Origin of the sequence: Pseudoalteromonas peptidolytica (assembly GCF_012641745.1) — a bacterium.
GTDB classification, from domain to species: domain Bacteria; phylum Pseudomonadota; class Gammaproteobacteria; order Enterobacterales; family Alteromonadaceae; genus Pseudoalteromonas; species Pseudoalteromonas peptidolytica.
Window position 1 is genome coordinate 47,235 of sequence record NZ_WEHZ01000032.1, and the last position, 6,517, is coordinate 53,751.

A 6,517-nucleotide genomic window follows, 5' to 3' on the forward strand; every position below is an offset into this window, starting at 1 on the left:
ATGTCAAAGAACATCGAAACTCAAGTTGCTGAACTTAGGCTGCAACTCGAAGAATACAATTATCAATATTATGTTTTAGATAATCCTAGCATTCCTGATGCTGAATATGATCGTTTAATGCGCCAATTGATGGCACTTGAACAGCAGCACCCCGAGTTACAAAGCCCTGATTCTCCATCACAGAAGGTTGGAGGAGAAGCGCTTAGCAAGTTTGAGCAGGTAACACATCAGGTTCCCATGTTGTCGCTGGATAACGCTTTTGACGAGAGTGAATTTACGGCATTCAACCGGCGTATAAAAGAGCGCTTGTTAGCGAGTAAAGATGTTTCTTTTTGTTGTGAACCAAAGTTAGATGGCTTGGCCGTATCTATTTTGTATCGCGATGGAGTGCTGGTTCAAGCAGCAACAAGGGGAGATGGTCAAGTTGGCGAGAATATCACTGAGAATGTCAAAACTATTCGAAATATACCGCTGAAACTTCGTGGTGAAAATATCCCTCGTGAAGTCGAAGTACGTGGTGAAGTTTTTATGGATACAGCTGGTTTCAATAAGTTAAATGAGACAGCGCAAGCAAAAGGCGAAAAGACCTTTGCAAACCCTAGAAATGCGGCCGCAGGCAGTTTGCGTCAATTAGACTCTAAGATCACAGCTAAGCGGCCATTGATGTTTTATGCGTATTCAATGGGATTAGTTGAAGGCGGAGCATTAGCTGGTGAACATTATGCGCAATTACAGCAATTGCAAAGCTGGGGGCTGCCGATGAGCCCTGAAACTAAGCTTGTAGAAAATGCGCAACAAGCGCTGGACTACTATCAAGATATTATGACTCGTCGCGCTGACCTTCCCTATGAAATTGATGGTGTTGTAATTAAAGTAAATGACAAAGCGCAGCAAGAGCAACTAGGCTTTGTCGCTCGCGCGCCGCGCTGGGCGATTGCGTTCAAGTTTCCGGCGCAAGAAGAGATTACACAGTTACTTGATGTTGAGTTTCAGGTTGGTCGTACTGGCGCAATCACGCCTGTTGCACGCTTGGAGCCGGTATTTGTCGGTGGCGTTACCGTATCAAACGCAACGCTTCATAATGGTGATGAAATAGCACGTTTGGGTGTTAAAATTGGCGATACGGTTATTGTGCGTCGGGCTGGTGATGTTATCCCTCAAGTGACGCAAGTAGTTCTAGATAGACGTCCTGACGATGTTAAAGAGATTGAGTTTCCTGACACTTGCCCAGTTTGCGATTCGCATGTTGAACGTGTTGAGGGCGAAGCGGTTGCGCGTTGTACCGGTGGTTTAGTGTGTCGTGCACAACGTAAAGAAGCAATAAAACATTTTGCTTCAAGAAAAGCGCTAGATATTGATGGTCTTGGTGACAAGATAGTTGAACAGCTAGTAGAACGTGAGCTTATCAAAACGCCTGCTGACCTATTCGTTTTGAAGCAAGGGCATTTTGAGTCTCTTGAACGCATGGGCCCTAAATCAGCTAAAAACTTGGTTACGGCGCTGGAAACTGCAAAGCAAACAACGTTGGCCAAATTTTTGTACTCGCTTGGGATCAGAGAAGTTGGTGAAGCGACAGCACAAAACTTGGCAAATCACTTCCTGACGCTTGAAAAAGTGATGGCCGCCTCAATTGATACTTTACAACAAGTCAGTGATGTTGGTGTTATTGTGGCACAGCACATTCACAGTTTCTTCGCTGAGCAGCATAATCAAGAAGTGGTAACTGCATTGATTGAAGTAGGTATTATGTGGCAAGAGGTTGCAGCTGTGCCTAAAGATGCTCAGCCGCTCACAGGGCAGACGTTAGTGTTAACAGGAACATTAAGTCAATTGAACCGCAACGATGCTAAAGCGAGATTGCAAGCACTTGGCGCTAAGGTCGCGGGTAGTGTGTCGAAAAATACGGATGCAGTTTATGCCGGCGAAAAAGCAGGCTCTAAGCTCGCCAAGGCACAAGAGCTAGGTATTGACGTGTTCGATGAAGAGGCGCTGATCGCACTATTAAATAAATACGAGTAGTCAAATGAAGTCAGTAACACGATACGGCCCTGAATATTGGGATAAATATGGCGTTTATCGTACGCCAATCGCTTTTAATTTAGCGCTGGTCGTGTTACTTCGCCCATTGCTTATTTGGGCTTTCTCTGCACTTACAAGGCGCCCAGACTTAGATTTAATGTCGCTATTTTTTGAATCTAAACAACATTTTTTTGTTGCGATAGGGATCGCTTGTATCGCGCTTATACCAACTGTTGTATTTTCTCTTAGGCGGCCAACAAGTTCTCCAAAGCTCGCTGTTGTCTGGCGTTATATGCGTTTGCCACTAATATTAACTGCGGTGTTTGATTTAGCATGGTTAATTTTGCAAGCTGGGAAAACCCATTATAGTTTTTCTCCTTATATTGCCGTACAAATTGTGTTGGTGAGTTGGGTACTTTTATATTTGATTAAAAGCCGCTATCTAAGTTGCTTTTTTGGCGATTGGCCACTTCCTGTTGAAGAACACAAGACAGAAGTAAACAAGAGAGAGAATTAAGATGTTAAAGTGGTTAGATATATTAAACTTTGCCAGAAATGGTAATCCTACTGCTCCTCGCAGAGTTGAAAAATCGGATCAGCAATGGCAATCAGAACTTGCTCCAGAAACTTACATTATCACCAGGAAAAAGGGGACTGAGCGCCCGTTTAGCTCACACAGTTGTCAGCTTTTTGAACCTGGTAAATACTACTGTGTATGCTGTGACGAGTTGTTATTCGATGCCGAAGAAAAGTTTGATAGTGGCTCTGGTTGGCCTTCGTTTACACAGCCTGCAGCAGTGGAAGCGGTGGCGTATCATGGCGATAAGAGCCATGGAATGACGCGCATCGAAATCACTTGTAATATTTGCGATAGTCACCTAGGTCATGTTTTCCCAGATGGTCCTGCGCCAAGTGGGTTGCGTTATTGTGTTAATGCACTTTCAATGAAAAAGCAATAAGGCCAGAATATTTATTGGTTGGCTACTCAAAGTCGAGCTTCATTTCACTTAATTTAGCTTTTAATTTTCCAAAGCGGATTTGCTGTTCGCTGTCTAATTCAGCTTGATTTAGCAAGGTGGTGCAGCGTTTGGCTAAATTTGAGTTGAATGTGGCACTTGTTTTAGCGCAGTGATCGCTCATACATTGCAGTAGATTCAGTGCGATGCCTGCATTTTTTGGCATCACTCGAAATGCCTGTGTAAAGGCCTCTAAGGCAGTCTCATACTGACCTTTATTAAATTGTGTTACCGCATGGTTATTAAGCTCTCTAGGCCCCATCGTAATTTCTTTTTTCTCTTGCTGTTGCTGGTAGAGATAACGCATGGTGATTGGATCTGCTGCTGAACGGTGGCGCTCACAGTGTGCGATAACTTGGTTAAATAACTCCTGCGCTTTATGGTTTAGTCCTACCTCATGCAGTGCTTTAGCTTTGTCTAATGTTGAGTCTACGGAACGAATTACAGTCTCATCTTCTAATTGTTCTAACAATTGCTTTGCTTTGTGATGTTCGTCTTTCAGGTAGTGGACTCGTGCATTGAGCACATCAATTTGAGCTTGATTTTGAGCACTCGGAAATTGACTCTTTAAGTCATTGAGATACTTTTGAGTTTGGCGGGTGAGGCGAGTTACTTGATCGGATTGGTCTGTACTGAGAGCAAAGTCGATACCGGCTCTTGCGGCATTTAGGTATACTTCGGGGCCGTCGTGAATAGAGTACCTAGCAAATGCTGCTATATCTTTATGCGCTTTATAACTGGCTTCATAATCATGATTAATTTGAGCTACACGGCCTAAGGACTGCTGCCGGTTTATATTTCTCGGCGCCATTTCAATAGCCTGCTGCAAGAGTTGTTGAGCGTTCTCATATTGATTGAGCTTTATTTCGAGTTTACTAAGCAAATCTAGCGCTGCTAATCGTGTCTCTGAACGTTCAATCAAAGTTTTCAGCATTTTTTGGGCAATAACGTCCTCGTTATTGCTAATAAGTGCTTCTACTAGCCCAAGCTTCGCCCAAGTAAACTTTTGTAAGGCTAATACTGATTTATAGAAAGATTTTGCCTCTTCTAAATGATTAAGTTTTAAGAGTAATTCTCCTTTCAATTTGAGCAATAGGGAAGTGTAGTTATGTTCTTTTTTATCAAGCTCAAGATCGAGCACTTTCAGTGCTTTAGAGTAGTTTTTATCGTCTATGAGTGTATTTATTTGTTTGAGTGCTTGTTTACGCTTGAGTACTCGTTCAATACGGTATTGTAATTCTTTTATTGAAAAAGGTTTTACCAAGAAGTCATCTGGCTGTAGCTCAATAATGCTATGAACTAGCTCAGGGCTGGTTTCTGAAGAAATAAAAATAAAAGCGGTGCTTGAGCGAATTAACTGTTTAGCACGAAGCTCTTCATAAAACTGATAGCCATTTTGTTTCTTTGTTAAACCAAAAGAGCAGACGATAAGATCAAATTTATTAATGGTACAGAGCTCTTTAGCTGCATCTGCACTTTCTGCAAACTTTAAGTTTCTAAAATCTAGCTGCTCCAAAGATTGTTTCATATAGCTCAATGCTAATGGTTGATCTTCAACGATTAGCATTTTGGCGTTTTGAATAGTTGGTGCTGGCATAGAGGCGTTTATTAGACATCGGATTTGCTTTTAGTCTAGTACTTAAGGATAGCTTTGAAAACAAAAATTAGCTAATTTCTAATGAGTTAGTCTATTCAACTTATACTAATTATTCATTATGGTTGGTGACGAAATAGTTAAAAAATCAAGTTTGAATTTAAGGCATTAGATAAGATTTGAGGTTATACCAATTATCTTAATTAAATGATCTATTTTGAGGCGAGAAAAGCTTGTCGATAACTAGGCAAAAATTTTACGCAGATTAGGTATGATGAGAAGACTTTATATATAAGCCTTAAGAGATGCTGGGTTGTACTGGACTTGAACCGGTTACCCTTGCCTTGCTTAAATTTGGCGCGATGCTTTGCATCGGTTAGTTCAAGTAAAGCCGTATATGGTGGGTTGTACTGGACTTGAACCAGTGACCCTCGCCTTGTAAGGGCGATGCTCTCCCAACTGAGCTAACAACCCGAATTGTGTTTCAATTTATACTCTTGAATAGAGTTTATGGTGGGTTGTACTGGACTTGAACCAGTGACCCTCGCCTTGTAAGGGCGATGCTCTCCCAACTGAGCTAACAACCCGAATTGTGTTTCAATTTATACTCTTGAATAGAGTTTATGGTGGGTTGTACTGGACTTGAACCAGTGACCCTCGCCTTGTAAGGGCGATGCTCTCCCAACTGAGCTAACAACCCAAATTGTGTTTCAATTTATACTCTTGAATAGAGTTTATGGTGGGTTGTACTGGACTTGAACCAGTGACCCTCGCCTTGTAAGGGCGATGCTCTCCCAACTGAGCTAACAACCCAAATTGTATTACAACGTCTGGCGTTGTGGGGCGGTATTATAGGTTTAGTTTGAAAAGAGTCAACACTTAACTTTAAAAAACTATGCTGTGTGATGTTTTTATGCTCAACGTTTTAAGCTCTTCATTATAGAAGAGGTGAGGGTGCTTATATTTTTGGTACTAGAATCATCTTAACTTGGGGAAGGTAAGCTGCTGAGCTTTGCATGTTATAGCTCGGGATCAAGCTGGATTAGGTACCATGCTGAAAAGAAAAGAGCCGTGAATCACTCTGGCCTAATTGGATTTAAAGTAAAAACGTAGAGGTGCGGTAACTGTGTGTTTTAAATTGTGTAATAAACAACCCAATTCAGGGTGTTAGGCTTGCAAAGGGGAGTGGTTTGGTTATATTCTACGCTTCTTGGTTTAAAATGAATCAGTTAGAAAAAACTTTCATAAAAGTTATTGACTTTATTTTTGCTCCTGCATAGAATGCGCCCCGCACTCAGCGATACAGGCTAGCAGTTTAAGTCTGACTTAATGGGGCTATAGCTCAGCTGGGAGAGCGCTTGCATGGCATGCAAGAGGTCGACGGTTCGATCCCGTCTAGCTCCACCAAAAAATCGTCAGTGCATATGTCCTAGTACATAATTCAAAAGGTAACGCCTCGAGTGCCAAGCTTTTTGTATTTGTGTCCCCTTCGTCTAGAGGCCTAGGACACCGCCCTTTCACGGCGGTAACAGGGGTTCGAATCCCCTAGGGGACGCCACTTACTTTTGGTAAGTAACTCGGTTAGCAAGAGAATAAACAGCTAAAAAAGTCCTAGTGACACATCTGTGTCCCCTTCGTCTAGAGGCCTAGGACACCGCCCTTTCACGGCGGTAACAGGGGTTCGAATCCCCTAGGGGACGCCACTTACTTTTAGTAAGTAACTCGGTTAGCAAGAGAATAAACCGCTAAAAAAGTCCTAGTGACACATCTGTGTCCCCTTCGTCTAGAGGCCTAGGACACCGCCCTTTCACGGCGGTAACAGGGGTTCGAATCCCCTAGGGGACGCCACTTACTTTTGGTAAGTAACTCGGTTAGCAAGAGAATAAAC

Annotated in this window: 4 protein-coding genes and 8 tRNA genes; 7 read left to right on the forward strand and 5 right to left on the reverse strand. The window is 42.5% G+C overall.

Features of this window, described 5'->3' with window-relative positions:
• From ligA to msrB, 3 genes are read left to right on the forward strand one after another with little or no spacing between them, the layout of a single operon-like run.
• Entirely contained in the window at positions 1 to 2,019 is a 2,019-nt protein-coding gene (gene ligA, locus F9Y84_RS17810) for an NAD-dependent DNA ligase LigA (protein ID WP_128730547.1), read from the forward strand.
• Positions 2,020 to 2,023: 4 nt separating this feature from the next.
• On the forward strand, positions 2,024 to 2,536 hold the full coding sequence (locus F9Y84_RS17815) for a DUF2919 domain-containing protein (protein WP_147390155.1): 513 nt from the start codon (positions 2,024 to 2,026) through the stop codon (positions 2,534 to 2,536).
• Between the two features lies 1 nt (position 2,537).
• Entirely contained in the window at positions 2,538 to 2,978 is a 441-nt protein-coding gene (msrB, locus tag F9Y84_RS17820; protein WP_147390154.1) for a peptide-methionine (R)-S-oxide reductase MsrB, read from the forward strand.
• A gap of 22 nt (positions 2,979 to 3,000) precedes the next feature.
• Here the strand turns inward: msrB and F9Y84_RS17825 are convergent, their stop codons facing one another.
• The 5 genes from F9Y84_RS17825 to F9Y84_RS17845 all read right to left on the reverse strand — a co-directional run bounded on the left by F9Y84_RS17825 (position 3,001) and on the right by F9Y84_RS17845 (position 5,442).
• A complete protein-coding gene (locus tag F9Y84_RS17825) occupies positions 3,001 to 4,632 on the reverse strand; it encodes a response regulator (protein WP_125253302.1) in 1,632 nt (543 codons plus the stop codon).
• Between the two features lie 395 nt (positions 4,633 to 5,027).
• A tRNA-Val gene (locus F9Y84_RS17830) sits at positions 5,028 to 5,103 on the reverse strand.
• Positions 5,104 to 5,140: 37 nt separating this feature from the next.
• Positions 5,141 to 5,216 (reverse strand) — tRNA-Val (locus F9Y84_RS17835).
• Positions 5,217 to 5,253: 37 nt separating this feature from the next.
• A tRNA-Val gene (locus F9Y84_RS17840) sits at positions 5,254 to 5,329 on the reverse strand.
• 37 nt (positions 5,330 to 5,366) lie between these two features.
• Positions 5,367 to 5,442 (reverse strand) — tRNA-Val (locus F9Y84_RS17845).
• A 518-nt stretch (positions 5,443 to 5,960) separates the two neighbouring features.
• On the opposite strand from F9Y84_RS17845, the gene F9Y84_RS17850 reads away from it, so the two are divergent.
• From F9Y84_RS17850 to F9Y84_RS17865, 4 genes are all read left to right on the forward strand, one after another.
• A tRNA-Ala gene (locus F9Y84_RS17850) sits at positions 5,961 to 6,036 on the forward strand.
• Positions 6,037 to 6,111: 75 nt separating this feature from the next.
• A tRNA-Glu gene (locus F9Y84_RS17855) sits at positions 6,112 to 6,187 on the forward strand.
• A 69-nt stretch (positions 6,188 to 6,256) separates the two neighbouring features.
• Positions 6,257 to 6,332, forward strand: a tRNA-Glu gene (locus tag F9Y84_RS17860).
• 69 nt (positions 6,333 to 6,401) lie between these two features.
• A tRNA-Glu gene (locus tag F9Y84_RS17865) sits at positions 6,402 to 6,477 on the forward strand.
• Positions 6,478 to 6,517: the final 40 nt, after the last annotated feature.

Excerpts from the sequence above, each read along its gene's own strand:
- F9Y84_RS17825 (WP_125253302.1), bottom strand. The coding sequence starts at position 4,632 with ATGCCAGCACCAACTATTCAAAACGCCAAAATGCTAATCGTTGAAGAT.
- F9Y84_RS17815 (WP_147390155.1), top strand. The coding sequence starts at position 2,024 with ATGAAGTCAGTAACACGATACGGCCCTGAATATTGGGATAAATATGGC.
- msrB (WP_147390154.1), top strand. The coding sequence starts at position 2,538 with ATGTTAAAGTGGTTAGATATATTAAACTTTGCCAGAAATGGTAATCCT.
- ligA (WP_128730547.1), top strand. The coding sequence starts at position 1 with ATGTCAAAGAACATCGAAACTCAAGTTGCTGAACTTAGGCTGCAACTC.